This window comes from Holophagales bacterium, from assembly GCA_016719485.1.
Lineage (GTDB): Bacteria > Acidobacteriota > Thermoanaerobaculia > UBA5066 > UBA5066 > UBA5066.
Genome location: JADJZB010000020.1, coordinates 156421 through 177719, shown reverse-complemented (window position 1 = coordinate 177719; position 21299 = coordinate 156421). Strand labels below are relative to the sequence as shown.

Genomic DNA, 21299 nt, shown 5'->3' with positions numbered 1-21299 from the left:
GCGATGTTAGAGCGTTCCCTGTACGTACCTCAGGTTCGTGAGCGCGACGAGGTAGTCCCGCTTCGCCCGGGCGAGGTTCCCTTCGGCCTGCCGCGCGTTGACGAGCGCGTCGTCCACCTCGAGCCTCGTCTTCACCCCGAGCTCGCTCCCCTTCTCGGACATCTCGAGAAGGCGGCGGGCCTGCGAGACGTTTCCCGAGAGCGCCGTCACGATGCCGGACGCGACCTTCACCTGGTCGAGGGCCGTGCGCACCTCGACGTAAAGGCCGTCGCGCGCCTTGGCGAGGTCGAGCTCGGCGCGGGTCAGGTCGCTCTTCGCCTGGACGACCCGGCCACGCGTGGCGAGGCCGTCGAAGAAGGGGAACGAGAGGTAGACGCCCGTCCCCCAGACCTTCCCGTCGGCCTTGAAGGAGCCGGCGTCGTACCAGGACCACCCGGCGTTGGCCCGCAGGTCGAGGCGGGGCTTGTCGTCGGCGTTGCGGATCTTCACGAACTCGCGGTAGATGCCGACGGCACGCGCGAGGCCCTTCACGTCGGGCCGCTGCTCGAGCGCCGTCCGCACGGCCTCGTCGAACGTCGGCGTGTCGACCGCTTCCGCCTCGAGCGTCCCCTCGACGTCGACGGCCAGCTTCTCCTCGGCCAGGACGAGCTTGAGGCGGTCGAGGGCGATGAGAACGAGGTTCGCGGTCCGGATCAGCTCGGGCCGCTGGTTGTCGAGGGCGACACGCGCGGCGAGGACGTCGTAGTCGGTCGCGGTGCCGAGGGCGTACCTCTTCTCGGCCTCCGCGAGCTGCTTCTCGCGCTGCCTGAGGGTCTCCTTCGCGATGGACTCCAGCTGCCGCGCGAGGAGGACGTCGTAGAACGCCTCGGTCACGTCCCGGATGGCCGCCTGCCTGTAGTGGTTCAGCTGGTCCTCCGCGGCGGCGATACCGTCCTTGGCCGCCCGGACGGCGGCGCCCACCTTCCCCCAGGCGTAGAGGGTCTGGGTGAGGCCGAGGCCGGCCGCCCCCGTCGTCTGCCCGGAGGGGAAGAGCCCGCCCGTGAGGGCCGCGAACGTCCCGTCCCAGGAGCGCCCGTACGACGCGTCGGCCGAGAGGTTCGGGAGCGCCGCGGCGCGCTCCTCCACGTACTTGCCGCGCACCCAGTCCTGGTAGCTGCGCGCCTTCTCGACGTCGTGGTTCTTCTCCGCGGCGATCGCCACCGCGTCGGCGAGCGTCAGGACGCGCGGGGAGGCCGCGGGGGCTGTCGGAGCCGCCGGCGGCTCGACCGCGAGCGCCGCCGCGGGGAGGAGGAGGGCGAAGAGCACGACCGCGCCGACCGCCGTGTGCGCCGCCGCCTTCCCGGTGTGGCCGAGCGCCTCCTGCTCGAGGGCGTTCGCCTTCGACCAGCGGCGGTGGATCCACGCGGCGAAGTCGTCGAAGAGCGCGTAGACGACCGGGACGACGAGGAGCGTGAGGACCGTGGAGGTGATGAGGCCGCCGATGACGGCGCGTCCGAGCGGCGCCCTCATCTCGGCCCCCTGGCCGAGCCCGAGGGCGAGCGGGAGCATGCCGAAGATCATCGCGAGCGTCGTCATCATGATCGGCCGGAGCCGGGTGCGGCCCGCCGTGATGAGCGCCTCGCGGCGCCCCATCCCGCCCTTGCGGAGGACCTTCGTGTAGTCGACGAGGAGGATCGCGTTCTTCGTGACGAGCCCCATCAGGAGGATGAGGCCGATGAGCGACATGATGCTCAGCGTGTCGCCCGTCAGGGCGAGCATTCCCGCCATGCCGACGATCGACAGGGGGAGCGAGAGCATGATCGAGAGCGGGTCGATGAACGACTCGAACTGGGCCGCGAGGATGAGGTAGACGAAGACGACGGCCAGGAGGAGCGCCTCGGCCATGTAGCCGAAGCTCTCCTCCATCCGCTCGGCCTCGCCCGGGAAGTAGACCTGGTAGCCCGGCGCCATGTCGATCTTCGCGGCGGCTTCCTTGATCTTCTCCGCCGCCGTGCCGAGCGGCAGGCCGTCGAGATTCGCGGTCATGAGGACCTCGCGGGCGAGGTCGCGCCGGGAGATCTCCGACGGCGTCGTGGCCCGCTCCGGCTTCACGAGCTCGGAGAGCGGCACGAGCGCCGGCGCGCCGCTGCCGCGCGGGACGGCGATGCGCAGGTCCCCGATCTGGGCGATGTCGCGCCGCATCTCGAGCGGGAGGCGGACGCGGACGTCGACGGCCTCGCCCTCCTCGTCCTCGTAGGTCGTGACGGCCTGGCCGCCGACGAGGGCGCCGATCGTCCGGGCGATGGCCGGCGTCGAGAGGCCGGCGTCGGCCGCCCGCTCGCGGTCGACGACGACGCGATACTCGGGGAGATCGAGCTCGAGCGTCGTCTCGACGTCGACGATCCCGGGGATCCCGTAGACGGCCTTCTTCAGCTCGGCGGCGTACTTCTTCAGGAGCGGGATCTCCTCGCCGCGGATCGAGACCATGACCGGCTTCTCGGCCATCTCGTCGCTCTGCATCTCGACCGACGGGATGATCCCGGCGACAGAGGCGATCCGCTTGCGCGCTTCGGCGGCGAGGACGCTCGCGTGCTTCTTTCTCTCCGACTTGTCGACGAGCTTCACGTAGACGCGCGCGTCGCGGACGGTCCCCATGTCGCCGGCGCCGATCGAGGCGTACGTGTGCTGCACCTCGGGCATCTTCTTCAGCTCGGCGAGGACCGCCTCCATCCGCCCGCGCGTCTCGTCGAACGAGGCGTCGGGCGCCGTCTTGAACTTGACCTGGAACTCGGCCTGGTCGGGGTTCGCCATGAACTCCGACTGCAGCGTCCCGAAGAGCCCGATCCCCGCAACGAAGGCGACCGTCGCGAACGCGAGGACCGACTTCCGGTGGTCGAGCGCCCAGGCGATGAGCCCCTTGTAACCGTCCGCCGTCCGGTCGAACCAGTCGTTGAAGCGGTCGAGGGCCCGCGCGACGGCGTGCCGGTTGCCGATCCGCTCGACGTCGGGGTCGACCCAGCGCGAGGAGAGCATCGGGTCGAGGGTGAAGGAGACGAAGAGGGAGACGAGGACCGCGAAGGCGACCGTGATCCCGAACTGGAAGAAGAAGCGCCCCATGATCCCCTTCATGAAGGCGACCGGGACGAAGACGGCGACGATGGAGAGCGTCGTCGCGAGGACGGCGAGGCCGATCTCGGCGGTGCCGACCCGGGCCGCCGTCATGTGGTCCTGCCCTTCCTCGAGGTGCCTCACGATGTTCTCCCGGACGACGATCGCGTCGTCGATGAGGAGGCCGATCGCGAGCGAGAGCGCCATGAGCGTCATGACGTTCAGCGTCATCCCGAGGAAGTACATGACGATGAACGAGGAGATGACCGAGATGGGGAGCGTCAGCCCCGTGATGACGGTCGAGCGCCAGGAGTTCAGGAAGAGGAAGACGATGAGGACCGTCAGGATCGCGCCGATGATCAGGTGGTCGTCACGTCGTGGACGGACTCCTTGATCATGACGGAGCCGTCCCGCACGAGCTGGATCTCGACGGAGGGCGGAAGCTCGCCCCGGAGCTTCTCGATCTCCTTCGTCACCGCCTCGACGACCCCGACCGTGTTCGCCTTGCTCTGCTTGAAGACGTCGATCGCGACGGCCGGGACGCCGTTCACGAGGGCGAGCTTGCGCCGTTCCTCGATCGTGTCCTTGACCTCCGCGATCTCGCCGAGCGTCACGGGGACGCCCCCGCGGCTCGCGACGACCATCGACCGGAAGCCGGCGACCTCCTTCGGCTTGCCCGAGACGCGCACCGGCATCTCCTGCCCGCCCCGGTCGAGCCGGCCCAGGGGCGTGTTCACGTTCTCGCCGGAGAGCCCGGCGACCACCTCGTCGACGCCGAGGCCGAGGGCGTCGAGCCGCGACGGGTCGAGCTCGACGGCGACCTCGCGCTGGCTCTCGCCGACGAGGTCCACCTTTCCGACGCCGGGGAGGTTCTCGATGCGCCGCTTGACCTTCCGGTCGACGAGCGTCGTCAGCTCGCGGGGGGTCATCTGGTCGGAGCGCACCGCGAGGGAGACGATCGCCATCCCGCCGATGTCGAGCTTCTGGATGACGGGCTCCTGGATCCCCGCGGGGAGGTCGTTGCGGATGGCCGAGATCTTCGAGCGCGCGTCCTGCGCGGCGTCGTTGATCTTGACCTCGAGGTTGAACTCGACGATGACGGTGGAGAGCCCTTCGCGCGACGTCGAGTAGACGTGCTTGACGCCCGAGATCGGGTTGACCGCCTGCTCGAGCTTCTTCGTCACCTCGCGCTCGACCGTCTCGGGCGAGGCGCCCGGGAACTGCGTGATGACGGAGAGGACCGGGATCTCGACGTCGGGGAACATGTCGATCGCGAGGCGCCTGTACGAGAAGACGCCGAGCGTGACGAGCGTGAGCATGAGGACCGTCGCGAAGACGGGCCTCTTGATGGACAGGTCGGACAGGAACACGGCTCAGGCCTCCTTCGAGACGAGGACCTTGTCGCCCTCGCGGAGGTTGAAGCCGCCGCGGGTCACGACCTCCTGCCCCGCCCCGAGCCCCTTCACGACCTCGACGCGGTCGCCGGGGGCCGCCCCCGTCTCGACGTCGACGCGCCTGGCGACGCCCCCGTCCACGACGAAGACGGAGCCCTTCCCCGTCAGGGTGTCCCAGGAGACGAGCGCCGACCGCGGAACGACGAGGACGCCGGCCCGGGTGCCCGTGACGATCCGTCCCTTCACGAAGAGCCCCGTCTTCAGCGCCTGGTCCGTGTTCGGGACCTCGGCCTTCACCTTCACCGTCCGGCTCGCCTCGTCGGCGGCGGGGTTGATGAACGAGACCTTTCCCGAGAACGTCCGGCCCTGCAGGGCGTCGCTCGTGAAGGCGAACGGCTGGCCCACCTTCAGGGCGGACATCCGGGCCGACGGGACGTTCGCGGTCAGCTCGAGCACCCGGTTGTCGACGACCCGGAACATCGGCGGCGGGTTCCCCATGTTCTCCACGTAGTCGCCGACGTTCACGTTCCGGAGGGCGACGACGCCGTCGATCGGGGCGCGGACCACGGCTTTCGCCAGGCGGGTCTGGGCCATGGCGAGCTGCGCCTTTGCTGCGGCGGCGCCGGCCCGGGCAGCCTCCTCGACCGACCTGGCCTCGTCGAGGCCCTGCTGCGTCGCGAGGCCCGCCTCCTTCAGCTTCACGGTCCGCTCCAGCTCGCGTGCCGCTCGCTTCGAGGCGACCTCCGCCTGCAGCGCCGTGGCGCGGGCCGCCTGGACCGCCGCGTCGATCTCGCTCGAATCGAGGCGCGCCAGAGGCGTCCCCGCCTTCACGCGGACCCACTGGGTGACGAAGACCTCGACGACCGTTCCGGAATACTCGGTCTTCACGTCGGCCTCGCTCCGGGCCGTCAGGGTGCCGACGACGTCGACGGTCTCTTCGAGCTCGGATGCTGTGGCCTTTGCCGTCTCGACGGCCACGGGGGGCCGGCCCCCGTCTGGCGCGGACTTCCCGTCGGCGGACTTGCCGCAGCCAGTGAGGGCGAGGACGAGGGCGACCGGAAGGAGGGCGGCGAGCGAGCGATTCATCGCAAAGTCTCCTGGTTCGTGAGGATGCGGGCGGGCGCTGCGAGGCCCGAGAAGATCAGATCCAGCACGCGGCGGAGACCGTCCCTGCCGAGGCCGAGCTCCGGGTGCGCGAGGTCGAGGTCCATGTTGAAGGAGAGGACGCCCATCAGGGCGAGGGTCACGTCGCCGGGATCCGCGTCACGGAGCTCGCCCGCGGCGATCCCTTCACCGACGATCTCCGAGATGACGGCCATCAGCTTCTGGTGGAAGGTCTCGAAGTCGAATGGCGGGACCCCCTGGGCCGGTCCCCAGAAGACGGCGTTGATCATCCGGACCCACGCCTTCTTCGTCTCGAAGAGCCGTAGATCCCGAGGAGGAACCCCTCGAGACGCTCCCTTGCCGTGCCGGTCGCGACCCGGCTCGCGGCGATCCCTTCGTCGGCAATCCTCACGAGATCGTCGAGAATCGCGAGGTAGATCCCTTCCTTGCTCTCGAAGTGGTAATAGAGGGCCGGCTTCGTGACTCCCGCCATTTCGACGATCTCCCTGACCGAAGTCGCCGCGTAGCCACGGGTCGTGAAGAGCAGGACAGCTGAGTCCATAAGTCTCTGTCTTACAGAGACTTCACCTACATGATCGAGCATCTGGACTGAACCTCCGGATCGCCGTCCCCTTGTGCCTTATGGGAGCTACCGACCGGTAGGTAATCTAGTCCCCGGAAACTCCGTCGTCAAGGGTCTGGCCGAAAATCCTTAGCCCTCCCGAGCTCGCCGTCCTGGATTCAGCTCCCGGGCGGAACCCTCGCGAGCTTGTCGCCCGCGCCGAGGGCGACCCAGACGGTGCCGTCGGATCCCGTGGCGACGGCCACGGGGGATTCCGGCAGGGACGTCCACCCGACCTTGCCCGTCGCCGGATCGAGCCGGCCGATCTTTCGGGCGCTTGCGGCCCCGAACCAGACGCCGCCGTCCGCGGCCACCGCGATGCCGAGAGGGGCGTTCTGGACTTCGTACTCCTTCACGACACCGTCCTGAGTCACCCGGGCAACGCGGCTCACGTTCGGGAGGGCGATCCAGAGGCTCCCGTCCGGCGCGAACGCCACGGCGTCGGGCTGCGCGTTGGGCGACGGAATCGGCCAGGCGGAGAGCCCGCCCTCGGCAGCGATCCTCACGACGCGGTTCCCTCGACGCTCCACGACCCACGCCACACCGTCCCGGGCCACCGCGATGGCCGTCGGCTCGCTTCCTTCCGGCAGGCCGAACTCGCGGATCGTCCCGTCCAGCGCGCGTCGGCCCACGCGGCCGACCGCAGGGAGCGTGAACCAGACGACACCGTCGGCCGCCACCGCCAGGCCGGTCGGCTCGCCGCCCGGCCGGGCGAGCGCGATCTCGGTCAGCGTCCCGTCGAGGCCAACGTGTCCGAATCGCTCGCCGGCGAGGTCGGCTGCCCAGGCGGTGCCGTCAGGCTGGAGGGCCAGCCCCAGGGGCTGCGTGCCCCGCGAAGGGAACTCGAAGAGGGCGATCCTCCCGGAAGGGCTCACGCTCCCGACGGCCCCCGAGAACTGGGCCGAGAACCATGCGGTCCCGTCGGCCGCCACCGCCAGCGCGGCGACCCCGGTTCCGGCCGGGAGCGTCACCACGTCGAGCGAGAACGCGCCGCGGGGCGCGAGAAGGAAGACGAGGACCGGGACGGTTCGAAGGAGAAGGTTGCGCATGGGGTCTTCCCTTGCGGCCGCCGTGTGCCGGGCGGCCGAACAGGGAAGGATAGTCCTGCAAAGGTGAAAACCGTTTGTACGACACGTCGTCTCAGGACCCCCGCCCCGGCGGGGGGTCAACGCACTCGGCGATCGCCGGGCCGTCGGACGGTCACTTCTTCAGGAGAGCCGGGAGCTTCTTTGCCGCCTTCTCCGCCGCGTCGCGCGTCCCTTCGAGCTCCGACGACTCCTCTTCCTCACCTTCCGTTCGCCGGTAGTTCGCGGTGCCGGTGACGGCGAGGGGCTTCCCCTCCTTCCCCGTCGCCGCGTCGACGAGGCGGAGCGACGTCGGGCAGTCGACCCGGACGTTCTGGACGACGCGCTCGACGCGGTAGCCCTCGGGCGTCGTGTCGGTGTAGTGCATCCGGCTCACCTCGACGCGGCACTGAGACAGGGAGATCGCGAGCCACGTCTCCCCGGGCCACTCCGCCCGGAACGCGCGCGCCGCCTCGCCGTCGGGCTCTGCCACCATCGCGCCGAGCGTCGCTCCCGAAAGGCGCGCGTCGGAGAACGACACCTTTCCGCCGTCCGAGAGCTCCGACTCGAAACGGGCGACGAAGGCAGACAGCTCTTCCTCGCTCCCATCGGCTTCGACGAGGACGATCCGCGGCTTCGGCTTCTCTGCCGCGGCGGCGCCGGAGGCGGAGACGAGGGCGAGGAGCATCAGGACGGGAGCGAGGCGGGCGGCACGCATGGCGGGAGATTAGCGCGGGCGCATCCTCGCCCGCCCGGCTATCCTCCCCCCCGCATGAGACGCCCGCTGCGGTTCGCGATCGCCCTTCTCCTCGTCGCGCCGCTGGCCGCTGCCCAGCAGCCGGACGACGACGAGGCTCCGGCGCCCGTGAAGGCGGAGGTCGCCGTCGTCGCCTCGCTCTCCGGCGCCGAGGCCGAGGCGTCGACGGTCGCGGTCCTGACGCGGAAGCAGATCGAACGGCTCCCGGCCCGCTCCCTCTCGGAGCTCCTCCGCTACCTTCCCGCGGTCGACGTGAGGCGACGCGGCCCGGAAGGCGTCCAGGCCGACGTCTCGCTCCGCGGTGCCGACTACAACGGCACGCTCGTCCTCGTCGACGGCGAGCCGGTGAACGACCCCCAGACGAACCACCACACCCTGGACCTGGACGTCCCCGCAGACGCGATCGAGCGGGTCGAGGTTCTCTACGGGGCCGCCTCCGCGCTCTACGGATCGGAGGCGATCGGCGGCGTCATCAACGTCGTCACGCGTGGCGGGAGCCTCGGAAAGGCCCGGGCCCAGCTCGAGGGGCGCTACGTCCACGGCTCCCACTCCCTCGACGCGGGGAGCCTTCGGATCGCGACGAAGATCACCGACGCCGTCACGCTCTCCCTCGACGGCTCGCGCTCCGAGTCGAGCGGGTTCCGCGACGACCGCGAGCACGCGATCGGGGCGCTGAGGGCATCGGTCCGCGTCGACACGGCCCTCGGCCCCGTCACCCTCGCCGGGGGCGCGGCGGACAGGGCCTTCGGTGCGTACGCCTTCTACGGGACGCGATTCCCGAACCAGCAGGAATGGACGAGGACGCGGAGCCTTCGCCTCTGGGCCGACCTCGCCCTCGGCGCGGGCTGGTCGCTGGCGCCTTCCGCCTCCGTCCGGGACCACCGGGACGACTTCGTCCTCGAAAGGACCGACCCGGATTTCTACCGCAACCAGCACGAGACCGACCGCACGGCTTTCCGGCTCGTGGCACGCCGGCCGCTCCTCGGCGGAACGCTCGCCGTCGGCGGCGAGACGGGGCGCGACACGATCGACTCCACGAACCTCGGCGACCACGCCCGTGCGCGCAGCGCCGCCTTCGTCGAGCTGGGGCGGCCGTTCTCGACGGCGACGCCCTCCGCCGGAGGGTTCCGCGCCGGACTGCGCGTCGACACGTACGAAACCTACGGGTCGAGGGTCTCGCCCCAGCTCGCAGCCTGGGTCGCGCTCGGCGCGGGATTGAGGGCCCGGGCGTCGATCGGCACCGCCTTCCGGGTCCCGACGTTCACCGAGCTCTACTACGTCGACCCGCAGACGATCGGCAACCCGGACCTGCGCCCCGAGCAGGCCGTGAACGTCGAAACCGGGCTGACGTGGGACGCCGGGGCGGTGACCCTCGACGCCGCCCTCTTCTACCGCCACGGGACCGACCTGATCGACTTCGTGAGGTCGTCGCCGCTCGACCCGTACCGGGCGACGAACCTCAGGACCGTCGATACGCGAGGGATCGAGGGGACCGTCTCTCTCGCCCCGTCCCGTCTCGCGCGCACGCCTCTGACGCGACTCTCGCTCGGCGCCGCCTTCTACTCCGCAGATCTCGAGAAGCTGAAGTCCGCATCGGGCGCGAGCGAGGGGCGATACGTCCTCGACCCGCTCCGCGTGAAGTGGGATTTCCTGGCCGAGGCCCGGCTCCCCTTCCGCGTCGACACGCTCGTCCGCCTCTCGTACTTCGACCGCCCGTCGTTCGACGAGGGGGTCCTCCTCCTCGACGCCCGTCTCGGCCACGACCTCCTGGAGGGGGACATCCTCGAGGTGTACGTCGAGGGCGACAACCTCGGCGACGTCCGCTACGAGGAAGTGCCGGGGGTTCCTCTCCCGGGCCGGACCCTGGCCGGAGGCCTGCGCCTCACCTGGTGAGCCGGAGGGTAGACTCCGTGGAGCGAGGTCGTACCGGTTCGATGCACAAGATCCTGCTCGTGGACGACATGAGGAGCTTCCTCGACCTGGAAGCCACGTTCCTCTCGCGCGCCGAGTGCCACCTCCTGACCGCCTCGACCGGCCTCGAGGCGATCCGGGTGGCCCGCGCCGAGAAGCCCGACCTCATCGTCCTCGACATCGAGATGCCCGAGATGAACGGCATCCAGGCCTGCCGCATCCTGAAGTCGGAAGCCGTCACGTCGCACATCCCGGTCATCGTCCTCACCTCGATGCAGATGGAGGACGAGGCCCGGCGCGCCGGCGCGGACCACTTCCTGAGGAAACCGATCGACGAGCCGACGTTCCTGGCCGAGGTGAAGCGGTTCCTCCCGATCGTCGAGCGGACCGAGACACGCGTCTCCCTCGACGCCCCGGTCACCCTCTGGCGCGACGGCGACACCTTCGAAGTCCGCCTCGTGAACCTCTCGCGGACCGGCTTCTACGTCGAGACCGGCCAGCGCCATCCGATCGGTGCCCGGCTCGAGGTCTCCTTCTCCCTGCCCGAGGACCCTTCCGGCAAGCTCATCACCGGAGAGGCCCTCGTCGTGAGGCACGGAGACGACCCGCCCGGCTTCGGCTGCCGGTTCCGGCAGGTCTCTTCCGGCGTCCGCCTCGTCGTCGAAGACTGGGTCGAGCGCGTGGCGGCGGGACGCTAGAGCGTCAGCTCTTCCCCGGCCCGAGGTCGACGAGGCGGATCCCCATCCGCTCCGCGTAGTCGAGGATCCGCGGCTCGCGATAGAACTCCGAGAAGTAGATCCCGACGAGGCCGGCGTTCCCGATCAGCTTGAAGCAGTTCCAGCAGGGCGAGGCGGTCGTGTAGATCTCGCCCCCCTCTATGCGTACGCCATTCATCGCGGCCTGGAGGATCGCGTTCGCTTCGGCGTGGACCGTCGCGATGCAGTGACCGTCTTCCATGAGGCAGCCGTCCTCGTCGCAGTGCGGCAGGCCCCTCAGCGAGCCGTTGTAGCCGGTGGAGAGGATCCGCCGGTCGCGCACGACGACGGCCCCCACGTGCTTGCGGGGGCAGGTGGACCGGCTCGCCACCTCGGCGGCGATGTTCATGAAGTAGCGGTTCCAGTCGACGCGATCGCCCATCGCCCGATTATGCGGTTCGGCGCAGCTGGCTGCTGCGTCGCGGCGGGGCCCGTGTAGGATTCGGCCCATGCCCGACAGGACCGTCGTCGTCACCGGCCTCGGCGCCGTCAGCTCCCTGGGGAACGACCTCGCCTCCACCTGGGCGGGCCTCGTCGCCGGAAGGAGCGGAATCGGCCCCATCACCCTCTTCGACGCGAGCGGCTTCCGGACGAAGCTCGCGGCCGAGGTGCGCGAGCTGCCCGACCCCGGGGTTTCGCCGCGCCTCCTCCGCCGCCTCTCCCGCACCGACGTCATCGGCCTGACCGCGGCCCGCGAGGCGCTCGCCGACTCGGGGCTCGACCTCGAACGCGAGGACCCGAGCCGGATCGCCGTCGTTCTGGGCGGCGGCGTCTCGGGCCTCCTCGACAGCGAGAACTACTTCCGCGACCTTCTCGAGAAGGGCCCTCGCGGGGCGCGCCCGACGCGCATCCTGAACCACCCCCCCGACCAGACGACCGACCGGATCGCCGAGGTCTGGGGCTTCCTCGGCCCGCGGGCGACGATCACGACCGCCTGCTCCTCCTCGTCCACGTCGCTCGGCTACGCGTCGGACCTGATCCGCGCAGGCCTCGCCGACGTCGTCGTGACCGGCGGGGCCGACACGTTCGCCCGCCTCACGCACGGCGGCTTCAACTCCCTGCGCGCCTCCGACTCCGAGCCGTGCCGCCCCTTCGACCGCAACCGCAAGGGGCTGACGATCGGCGAGGCGTCGGGAATTCTCGTCTTCGAGGAGGAGGGACGCGCCCGGCGCCGCGGCGCGACGATCCGCGCCCGCTTCCTGGGGTACGGCCTCACGAGCGACGCGCACCACATGACGCAGCCCGAGCCCTCGGGCGAGGCGTGCGCGAGGACGATGCGCGCCTGCCTGAAGTCGGCGAAGCTGAATCCCGGCGACGTCGACTACGTGAACGCCCACGGCACCGCCACCGTCCAGAACGACCCCGCGGAGACCCTCTCCATCAAGCTCGCCCTCGGCGAGCGGGCGCGGGAGATCTGCATCTCGTCGAACAAGTCGATGCTCGGCCACTGCCTCTGCTCGGCCGGCGCGATCGAGGCCGTGGCGACCGTCAGGACGATCGAGACCGGGATCGTCCCGCCCACCATCAGCTACGTCGAGCCCGACCCCGAGTGCGACCTCGACGTCGTCCCGAACGTGTCCCGCGAGGTCGACGTCCGGGTCGCCCTGTCGAACTCCTTCGCCTTCGGCGGCAACTCGACGGTCGTCGCATTTGGAAGGGCCTGAGGAAACGCCGTGAGAGAGATCCTCGTCACCGGCGCCGCCGCCGTCACGCCTCTCGGGAGAGACCTCGAGACGACCGCCACCCGCCTCGCCGCGGGCGAGAGCGGCATCGCGGAGGTCCCCGTGTCCGAGGGCGGAGATCGCAAGGGTGCCGCCTACGCCGCCCGGATCGGCGCCTTCACGACCGAGCCCGAGATGCCGAAGGCGAAGGCCCGCCGGCTCGACCGCGCGAGCCAGTTCGCCGTCGTCGCCGTCACGCGCTGCCTCGCCGAGGCGGGCTGGACGATGGCGGGGAACGAGGAGGAGACCGGCATTCTCCTCGGCACCGGCTCGGCCGGCGCCAGCCCCCTCGTCGAGCTCGAGCGGCAGATGGCCGTCGAGTCCCCCGAGGCGGCCTCGCCCTTCCTCTTCCCCAGCACCGTCGCCAACGCCCCGGCCTCCGTCGCCGCGATCGAGCTGAAGATCAAGGGCCCGAACGTCACGATCACGCAGAAGGACCCGGCGGGCCTCAACGCCCTCTTCTACGGCCGGCTCCTGATCGCGGACGCGCGTGCGAAAGCGATCGTCGTCGGGGCCGTCGACGAGTGGAACCTGACCTACCACCTCACGTACGAGCGACTGCGCGTCCTGAAGACCCTCACGAAGCCCGGCTACGTCCTCGCCGAGGGGTGCTCCGTGGTCCTGCTGGAGGACGGGGCCTCGGCGCGCTCGCGCGGGGCCCGCGCCTGGGCGCGCCTCGCGGGCACCGCCTCCGCCGGATCTCCCGTCTCGCCGCAGCAGCGCCGCGCCCGCCCCGAGGAGATCGCCGCGACGATCCGGGCCGCGCTCGCCGACGCAGGAATTCCGCCCACGCGCGTCGGACTCGTCCACGCCTCGGCCAATGGCGTCCCTTGGGTCGACGCGGCCGAGGAGGCCGCCCTCGCCGAGGTCTTCGGTGCGTCGCCCCGCATCGAGCGGGTCAAGCTGCAGGCGGGCGAGAACCCCTGTTCCGGCGCCCTCCAGCTCGCCCTCGCCGCGCGGGCCCTGCGCGACGAGCCTTCGTTCGGTGCGGTCCTCGTCAATTCCCTCGGCGCGGGGGGCAACCAGATCGCCGTCGTTCTCACCGCGCCGTGACGGCTCCCGCGAACGCCGCTGCGCTCCGCGCCTTCCGCGTCGACTTCGAGGTTCGTTTCCCCGAGGTCGACGCCTACCGCGTCGTCTGGCACGGCAACTACGTCCTCTACTGCGAGCTCGCCCGCAACGCCCTCTGCGGCGCCGCCGGTTTCACTCCCGCCGAGGCGCTGGCTTACGGCTACCGCGTTCCGATCACGAAGTTCGAGATCGCCGTGAGGCGCCCGGCCCGCCTCGACGACCGCCTCGAGGTCTCCTGCACGCTCCGGCCCCCGGAGACGGCAAAGCTCGAGATGGACTACGAGGTCCGTCGCCTTCCCGACCGCCTGCTCCTGGCGACCGGCTTCACGCAGCAGGTCCTCCTCAGCCCGAAGGACGAGCTCCTCCTCACGTTCCCGAAGCCGGTCCGCCTCCTCGTCGAGAGGATCCTCGCCTACCAGCGCGGGGAGCGGGAGCTGACGGGGGAGAAGATTCCGATCGGGTAGGCGGGCGACGCGCCGCCCTTGCCACCCGGGGGAAATTCCGAGATCCTGCGACAACTTCTCGCAATCTCGGAGGTCCACATGGTCTCGCGCAACGCCGTTCCTGCGTTCTGCCTCGTTGCTCTTCTCGCCCTCGCGACCGGAGCCCTCGCCGCGGGGCCATGGACGCCCGTCGGCCCACCCGGGGGCGCGGCCTGTGGCCTCGCCGTCGACCCGAAGGACCCGGGCGTCCTCTACGCCGGGGCGTTCGGCGGCGGCATCTGGAAGTCGACGGACGGCGGTACCAGCTGGGCCCGGCTCGCGGGTGTCCCGGCGGAAGAGACGGTGAACGCCGTTTCCGTCAGCCCGGCGCAGCCCCGGACGGTCCTCGCGGCGGGCTTTGCCGGTCTCTACCGATCGACCGACGCAGGCGCGACGTGGAAGAAGGTTCTCGACCAGGGACGGAGCCAGCCCGAAATGACGGCCTTCGCCTTCGACCCGGCAGGGCCCACGACCGTCTACGCGAGCTCCGATTCGGACGGGTCCCCCGCGGGGATCTTCAAGTCGACCGACGCCGGCGCAACCTGGAAGCCCGCGAACACGGGTCTCTCCGGCAACTCGCGCGTTTACGCGGTCACGGTCGCGCGAGACGCGAAGTCCGTCTGGGCGGGCTCTTCCGACGGCGTCCACCGCTCCGGCGACGCCGGGGCCACGTGGGAGACCGTGCTCCCGGGTAAGAACGTCCGCAGCCTGGCCGCCCTCGCCGACGGCACCGTCGTCGCGGGAACGCTCGGCGACGGGATCCTCCGGTCGAGCGACGCGGGCGCCACCTGGACCGAGGCGAAGAGCGACACGAAGATGTCCGGCAACACCGTCTACGCTCTCCTCGCCTCGACGGCGACACCGGGCCTCCTCTACGCGGCCATCCCGAACCGGGTCCTCCGCTCGACCGACGGCGGCTCCACCTGGACGACCTTCTCGCGCGGCTTCAACTGGGTGAACTTCCGTTCGCTCGCCCTCGACGAGAAGGCCGGCACCGTATGGGCCGGCAGCGGGCGCGACGGGGTTGTGAGGACGACGGACGCCGGGGCGTCCTGGACGACCGGGACGGGCTTTCTTTCACTCGAGGTCACGTCACTTCTCGTCGACCGCAGTTCGCCGAAGCGGCTCTTCGCAGGGACGACGCAGGGGGGCGTCTACCGATCCGAGGACGGCGGGTCCACGTGGGCACTCTCCAACGAGGGGATGACGAATCGCGCCGTACTCTCTCTCGCGGCCGATCCCTCCGCGCCCGCCACGTTCCTCGCCGGAACGCGCAAGGGGGTCTTCCGTTCGACCGACGCCGGGGCGACCTGGAGCCCGGTGCTGAAGGGAGGGATCGAGCCCGAGGTCTCGGGACTCGCCTTCGCGCCCACGGACCCGAAGCGGGTCTATGCCTCCGCGGCGCGCTCCTTCGGGTCGCTCTACCGGAGCGACGACGGCGGCCTCACCTGGCGCGAGCTGAAGACCCCGGGGCACGACAGCTCGCTCCTCGGTCACTTCGCCCTCCACGTCGGCGCCGGGTCACCCGAGGTGGTCTCGTTCAGCACCGACCGGCGACTCCACCTCTCGGGCGACGGCGGCACGACGTGGAGCGAGGCGACGGGAATCCCTCCGACGTCGCGCATCCAGGCGATCGTCACCGGGAAGGTCGCCGACGAACTGTTCGCGGCGACGAACAAGGGGGTGTACCGCTCCGCCGACGGCGGGAAGAGCTGGGCCGCCGCGGGCAGCGGCACCGAGAGCCTGAACGTCCGGCGGCTCCTCGTGGATCCGTCCTCGGAGACGATCTGGGCCGGTGCGTGGAAGGAGGGCGTCCTGCGCTCCGCGGACGGAGGGAAGACGTGGACCCGCGTCGGCGGCTCCCCACCTCACCCCGACGTCGTCGCCCTCGCCCTCGAAGCGCCCGGGTCGCTCCTCGTCGGTTTCGACGGCGGCGGCGTCTGGCGCCTCGACGCCGCATCGGTCCCTTCGGCGTCGCCGCCGAAACCGAAGGGGAAGTAGGGAGTGTCCCTCACCCGATTTTACCCGATTTCGTGCCAGGCATGAAATCGTGTATTATGCGAATCCGAGCAGGCGTCCCGTCAGCGCACCTTTCGCCGGTACGCCGTGGCGAGCGCGTCCGCGTACTCGTTCCAGCGGATGCCGGAGTGCGCGGCGACCCAGCGGACGTCCAGCTCGGGGCGGGACCGGAGGGTCAGGTAGAGCTCCTGGACGAGCTCGAGGTTCGCGATCGGTCCGTCCTTGCGTCTCCAGCCCCGGGCTTCCCAGCCTTTCGCCCACTTCGTGAGGGTGTTCACGCAGAGCATGCTGTCGGTGTAGAGAATCGCCGCCGTGCCAGCGGGAACGAGCCGGCACCCGGCGATGAGCGCGACGAGCTCCATCCGGTTGTTGGTCGTGTGTTTCTCGTGGCCGCACTCCTCGGCGAGGACCCGGTCCCCGACGACGTGAACCGCCCCCCAGCCGCCCGGCCCGGGATTCGGGTCGGCGGCGCCGTCCGTGAAGACCCCGTCCTTCGGGCCCGCCGTGTGGCGGGCGAGGACAGAGGCGACGGGGAGGTTCTCCTCCCGCGACCCGGCCTTCCCCTTCCCGTTCTTGCACTTGAAGCAGGTCTTCGGCTTCCACCCGGGATACTTGCCCAGGATCTGTTCGCTCACGGTGAACGAACCGCCGCACTGCTGGCAGAGGAAGCTCTCTCCCCGGCCCTTCGGTTTCTCGCTCATGGGCTCACTGGATACCACACCCGGAAGCAGCGCCCCTCCGTCCGCCTCACTTCAGCTTCTCCACTCCCCCGAACTCCCGTCCCGGGCGCAGCTCGTGGAGGATCTCCCCGTCCTCATCCGTCAGGGTCTTGGTCACGATCCGGGAAACGAGGGCGCCCACGCCGGGGCCGAGCATGTAGCCCTGCCCGCACATGCCGACGGCGTCGAGATAGCCCTCCAGCGTCGCGCTCCGGCCGACGACGGGCGAGCCATCGGGGGTCATCGGGTAGAGGCCCCGCCAGGTGCGCCGGACCTTCAGGTTCGCGAGCTTCGGCATGAGCCCCACCATCCGGCGGGCCACCATCGGCAGGAACTCCGACGTCTCGCGGCGGTCCGTGCCGATGAGGGGCGGGTCGGGCGTGATGCAGAAGATCACCTGGCCCGAGTGCGCCTGGTAGAAGTAGTAGTTCGCGGCGCCCGGCGTCCGCCGGATGTCGACGACCATCGGCTCCAGGAACCTCTGCGCCGGTTCCGTGATTCCCGCCTCGTGGCAATCCGGGTTCACCGGGACGTCCAGCCCCCCCGACTGCGCGAGAGCGCGCGCCCAGGGACCCGCCGCGTTGACGACGCAGGGCGTCGCGTAGCCGCCCTTGTCGGTCCGCACGCCCACGACCGTTCCCTTGCGCCGCATGATGCTCGTGACGCGCTCGTTGAAACGGCACTCCACGCCCAGCTCGACGGCCCGCTTGTGGAAGGCAGCGCCTGAGAGCATCGGAGACGCCGACCCGTCCCCGGGCGAGAACGTCCCGCCGAGGAGCCCCTCGGAGTCGATGCCGGGGACGAGCGCGCGGAGCGCGTCTTTCTCGTACCAGTCGATGTCGAGCCCGGCCTTCTTCTGGACGACGAGGAGCTCCTTGAGGGTCTTCTCCTCGCTCGCCCGGTAGGCGACGAACAGGTAGCCGCCCTGGCGCCACTCGATGTCGAAACCGTGGGCCTCCTTCCACGAGGAGAACGTCTTCAGCGAATCGAGGCAGAGGCGGATCTTGGCGGGCGAGGAGTGCGTGGCGCGCAGGCCTCCGATGGCCGCCTTGTTGCTGCCTTGCCCTGCGGAGGCGAACTGGTCGACGCAGAGGACCTTCAGCCCCTTCTCCGCCAGGTACATCGCGGTGGGCATGCCGACGCTGCCCGCGCCGACGACGACGGCGTCGTAGACGGAGGTCGTCATCACACGCCTCCCACGAGCGGTCCGACGGAGGTGTGGACGGCGTCCCTCGTCGGCCCCTCTCCCGTGACGACACCCGCGAACGCGCCGAGCGCGACCTCCATGAAGACCGGGCGCTGCGTCAGCGGCGTCACCTGCGCGAGCGGCACGCCCTCCTCGCGGAAGACCCGCGCGATGAGCGTGGGGCACGTCTTTCCGCCGCAGGCGCCCATGCCGGCGCGGGTGAGGGCCTTGAGGTGGTTCAGGTCGCGCACCCCCTCGCGGATGTGCCGGCGGATCTCCCCCGCCGTCACGCGCTCGCAGCGGCAGACGACGTCGTCGTCGTCGATCCGCTGCACTTCTTCCTCCATCGCCTGAGAAACCCACGGCGCCTGGACCTGGATGCCGGCGATCAGCTTGGCAATCTCCCTGGGGGCCTTCACCTTCACGAGGAGCGCGTGGTCCGCGAACTTCGGCGAGCGGACCTTCGCGACCGGCACGTGCCCGAGCACCTTGCCCAGCGTGTCCAGGACCGTCACCATGTCGCCTTCCCTGATCGACACCTTCGGGAACTCGAAGGGGATCGAGACGAGGACCCCCTCGGCGTCCTTCTTCCGGTAATCGACGAGCGTCACGGCGAGGCCGGGGCAGATGGCGACACACTGCTCGCAGGCGATGCAGGCGCTCTCGTCGAACGTCGGCAGGCCGAGGATGTCGTCCCCCTCGATCCGGATCGCCCCCTTGGGACAGATCGACGTGCACGGGTTGCAGGGGATCTCCTGGGAGCAGTGGAAGATCGGGAAGACGCCCGCCTCGTGCTCGGGGATCTCCTCGGTGATGACGGCCCCGGGCCGGGCCTTCAGGACCTCGGCGGTGCGCAGCCACTCGGCGGGGACCTCGCCGACGTCGCGCCCCAGCATCCGCGCGATCTCGGTGCCCTTGATCTTCCCGGTGAACATCGCCGCGCTCGCCTCCGCGATCTCCTCGGCGTCTCCTGCCCCGAGGACGGGGAGGCCGAACTCCTTCGCCTTTTTCAGGAACTCGTCGACGGGGTCGAGGCCGACGGCGACGAGGAGCGTGTCGCACTTGAACGTCTTCTCCGTCCCGGGAACGGCTTTCCAGGCCGGGTCGAGCCGCGCGATGGTGACGCTTTCGACCTCCTCCTTCCCGTTCGCCGAGACGATCGTGTGGCGCGTGTGGATCGGCACGCCCATCCTCACGAGCTTGTCCTTGTGGACCTTGTAGCCGCCGCAGTCGTCGAGCGCCTCGCAGAGCCCCACGACCTGGATCCCCGCCTGGAGCGCGTGGTAGGCGCCGATGAGGCCGACGTTCCCGCCGCCGACGACGAAGAGCCGCTCGGCGGGGCGGACGAGGTCGCGGTTCACGAGAGTCTGGAACGCCCCCGCGCCGTAGACGCCGGGGAGCGTGTTCCCCTTGAAGACGAGCGATTTCTCGCGGGCCCCGGTCGCCACGAGGAGGACGTGCGGGCGGACGAGGACGTAGTGGCTCCCCCGCAGGACGCCGACCTTGCGGTCCGAGAAGACCGCCAGGGCCGTCGTCTCGGTCCAGAGCCTCACGCTCGGGAACGAGCGGACCTCGGCCTCGAGCTTCCTGCCGATGTCCATCCCGCGCGTCCCGGCGTGGCACGCCTCGATGGAGCCGAAGAACTTGTGCGTCTGGAGGACGAGCTTGCCCCCCAGCGCGGCCTTGTCGTCGACGAGGACGACGTTCACCCCCGCCTTGCCGAGCTCGATCGCCGCGGCGAGACCCGCCGGCCCTCCGCCGAGGATCAGGCACTCGGTCTCGACCGTCTCCACGTCGTGAAAGCGCAGGTCGCCGTCCGCATCGAGGAGCATCGCCTTGCCGTCGAGCGGCTCGACCGCCATCCCTTCCGTCACCGGCACCATGCACGACTTGACGGAGAGGCCGTTCGCCACGACCGAGCACTGCGCGCACTGCCCGTTCGCGCAGAAGATTCCCTGCGGCGATCCGTCCTTGTGGTGGTGCCCGAAAATCCGGACCCCGTTGGCGAAGAGGGCCGACGCGATGGTCTCCCCAGGCCGCGCCCTGTAGGTCTCGCCTCTCCACCTGAACGGGACCACCGCCTCGCCGGGCACCGGGAGGATCGGGTGTTCTCGGATTCGAAAGCCCGACATGAGGCTCCTCGTCCCCGGCTCTTCGAACCCGCGGCAGGGCCACGGTCCGGTGCGGGGTGGGGCGCGCCTCGGGATCGAAGCGGCCCAACAGGTAAGCATAAGGAGGACGGGGCGCGACGTCCACCGCAGGGAACGGGCATCGAAACTGCTCTCTCCCCTTTCTGTCGCCTCCGTCACTATCATCCGCGCATGAACAGGACTGCCGCAGTCCCATATGAGGGGCAGGCCGGTGCGCCCGAGGCCGCGACCTGCGACGTCGTCGTCATCGGAGGCGCGATCGCCGGCGTCCGCCGCCCTTCTCCTCCGTCGCCGCAACCCGGATCTCCGCGTCCTCGTCGTGGAGAAGAGCGAGGAGTTCGACTGGAAGGTGGGAGAGTCGACAGTCGAGATCTCGTCGTATTTCCTCATCCGCGTCCTCAAACTCTACGACCACCTGAGCCGCGAGCAGCTGCCGAAGCAGGGATTCCGCTACTGGTTCCACAACGAGAAAGCCACGCGGCTGCGCGACGCTTCGGAGGTGGGGCCGACCCAGCTCGCGCGGACGCCGAGCTTCCAGCTCGACCGCGCCGTTCTCGACAGCCACGTCCTGGGGATCGCGGCGGCCGAAGGGGCCGAGGTCTGGAGACCGGCGAAAGTCGTCGACTTCTCGCTCGAAGGCGAAAGCGGAAACTCCGTCACGGTCGAGAAGGCGGACGGGACGAGGGTCGTCGTCCGGGCGAAGTGGATCGTCGACGCCACGGGGCGCCTTGCGCTCCTGCGCGCCGCGGCGGCGTCACGCCCATCGAGGGCACCCGACATCGGCCATCTGGGTCCGCTACCGGGGTGTGAAGGACCTCGACGGTACCGAAGTCGTCGGGACGGACCCGGCCGACCCGTTCGCCCGCGGCGTCGTCGCGGCCCGGCGCCTCGCCACGAACCACCTCACCGGCTGGGGCTACTGGATCTGGTTCATTCCGCTCCGTGGCGGGGAGACGAGCGTCGGCCTCGTCTGGGACAAGCGCCTCGTCCAGCCTGAAGGGACGACGCCACTCGAGAAGCTGCGGCGCTTTCTGGACGCGAACCCGCTGACGCGCGAGCTGCTGGAGCACGCCGAGCCCGTCGACGGGGACTGCCGCACCTACGGCCACCTCCCCTACTTCGTCGACCAGTTCGTCGGGCCCGGGTGGACCTGCGTCGGCGACGCCGGCGGGTCCTCGACCCGTTCTACTCGCCGGGGCTCGACCAGATGTCCTTCTCGGTCCACATGAGGGTCAACCTGATCCTGAAGGCGCTCGC

17 protein-coding genes and 1 pseudogene are annotated in these 21299 nt (G+C 70.3%); 7 read left to right on the top strand and 11 right to left on the bottom strand.

Annotated elements, in window-relative coordinates; genetic code table 11:
• Nucleotides 1–6 precede the first annotated feature (6 nt).
• The 6 genes and pseudogenes from IPN03_11100 to IPN03_11075 form a co-directional block, all read right to left on the bottom strand.
• A pseudogene (locus IPN03_11100) lies at nt 7–4457 on the bottom strand (efflux RND transporter permease subunit).
• Between the two features lie 3 nt (nt 4458–4460).
• On the bottom strand, nt 4461–5567 hold the full coding sequence (locus IPN03_11095) for an efflux RND transporter periplasmic adaptor subunit (GenBank protein MBK9374250.1): 1107 nt from the start codon (nt 5565–5567) through the stop codon (nt 4461–4463).
• Complete coding sequence (locus IPN03_11090; GenBank protein ID MBK9374249.1) at nt 5564–5875, bottom strand: hypothetical protein; 312 nt, start codon at nt 5873–5875, stop codon at nt 5564–5566. Before IPN03_11090 ends, IPN03_11095 begins: the two co-directional genes overlap by 4 nt.
• Nucleotides 5872–6147, bottom strand: a complete 276-nt coding sequence (locus IPN03_11085) for a helix-turn-helix transcriptional regulator (GenBank protein ID MBK9374248.1) — start codon at nt 6145–6147, stop codon at nt 5872–5874. The genes IPN03_11090 and IPN03_11085 overlap by 4 nt, the downstream gene beginning before the upstream one ends.
• 179 nt (nt 6148–6326) lie before the next feature.
• On the bottom strand, nt 6327–7256 hold the full coding sequence (locus tag IPN03_11080; protein MBK9374247.1) for a hypothetical protein: 930 nt from the start codon (nt 7254–7256) through the stop codon (nt 6327–6329).
• Nucleotides 7257–7407: 151 nt separating this feature from the next.
• Complete coding sequence (locus tag IPN03_11075; protein MBK9374246.1) at nt 7408–7989, bottom strand: hypothetical protein; 582 nt, start codon at nt 7987–7989, stop codon at nt 7408–7410.
• Between the two features lie 54 nt (nt 7990–8043).
• On the opposite strand from IPN03_11075, the gene IPN03_11070 reads away from it, so the two are divergent.
• Entirely contained in the window at nt 8044–9921 is a 1878-nt protein-coding gene (locus IPN03_11070) for a TonB-dependent receptor (GenBank protein ID MBK9374245.1), read from the top strand.
• A 17-nt stretch (nt 9922–9938) separates the two neighbouring features.
• Complete coding sequence (locus IPN03_11065) at nt 9939–10637, top strand: response regulator (GenBank protein MBK9374244.1); 699 nt, start codon at nt 9939–9941, stop codon at nt 10635–10637.
• A gap of 4 nt (nt 10638–10641) precedes the next feature.
• Here IPN03_11065 and IPN03_11060 read toward each other — a convergent pair whose 3' ends face one another.
• Nucleotides 10642–11076, bottom strand: a complete 435-nt coding sequence (locus tag IPN03_11060; protein MBK9374243.1) for a dCMP deaminase family protein — start codon at nt 11074–11076, stop codon at nt 10642–10644.
• Nucleotides 11077–11143: 67 nt separating this feature from the next.
• Between IPN03_11060 and IPN03_11055 the strand changes: the two genes are divergently transcribed.
• The 4 genes from IPN03_11055 to IPN03_11040 all read left to right on the top strand — a co-directional run bounded on the left by IPN03_11055 (nt 11144) and on the right by IPN03_11040 (nt 15969).
• Nucleotides 11144–12358: a beta-ketoacyl-[acyl-carrier-protein] synthase family protein gene (locus tag IPN03_11055; protein ID MBK9374242.1), complete on the top strand. Its 1215-nt coding sequence runs from the start codon at nt 11144–11146 to the stop codon at nt 12356–12358.
• A gap of 9 nt (nt 12359–12367) precedes the next feature.
• A complete protein-coding gene (locus IPN03_11050) occupies nt 12368–13468 on the top strand; it encodes a hypothetical protein (GenBank protein MBK9374241.1) in 1101 nt (366 codons plus the stop codon).
• A complete protein-coding gene (locus IPN03_11045; GenBank protein ID MBK9374240.1) occupies nt 13465–13950 on the top strand; it encodes an acyl-CoA thioesterase in 486 nt (161 codons plus the stop codon). Before IPN03_11050 ends, IPN03_11045 begins: the two co-directional genes overlap by 4 nt.
• Before the next feature lie 78 nt (nt 13951–14028).
• Entirely contained in the window at nt 14029–15969 is a 1941-nt protein-coding gene (locus tag IPN03_11040) for a hypothetical protein (GenBank protein MBK9374239.1), read from the top strand.
• A gap of 80 nt (nt 15970–16049) precedes the next feature.
• On the opposite strand, the gene IPN03_11035 is transcribed toward IPN03_11040, so the two are convergent.
• From IPN03_11035 to IPN03_11020, 4 genes are all read right to left on the bottom strand, one after another.
• Entirely contained in the window at nt 16050–16688 is a 639-nt protein-coding gene (locus IPN03_11035; protein ID MBK9374238.1) for a ribonuclease HI, read from the bottom strand.
• Between the two features lie 46 nt (nt 16689–16734).
• Nucleotides 16735–17892 (bottom strand): FAD-binding oxidoreductase, encoded by a 1158-nt coding sequence (locus IPN03_11030; GenBank protein ID MBK9374237.1) that lies wholly within the window; start codon nt 17890–17892, stop codon nt 16735–16737.
• A complete protein-coding gene (locus IPN03_11025) occupies nt 17892–20024 on the bottom strand; it encodes an FAD-dependent oxidoreductase (protein ID MBK9374236.1) in 2133 nt (710 codons plus the stop codon). Before IPN03_11025 ends, IPN03_11030 begins: the two co-directional genes overlap by 1 nt.
• Before the next feature lie 468 nt (nt 20025–20492).
• Nucleotides 20493–20762, bottom strand: coding sequence for a hypothetical protein (locus IPN03_11020; protein ID MBK9374235.1), 270 nt, complete (start codon nt 20760–20762; stop codon nt 20493–20495).
• 86 nt (nt 20763–20848) lie between these two features.
• Here IPN03_11020 and IPN03_11015 point away from each other — a divergent pair, with 86 nt between their 5' ends.
• Nucleotides 20849–21271, top strand: a complete 423-nt coding sequence (locus tag IPN03_11015; protein ID MBK9374234.1) for a hypothetical protein — start codon at nt 20849–20851, stop codon at nt 21269–21271.
• Nucleotides 21272–21299: the final 28 nt, after the last annotated feature.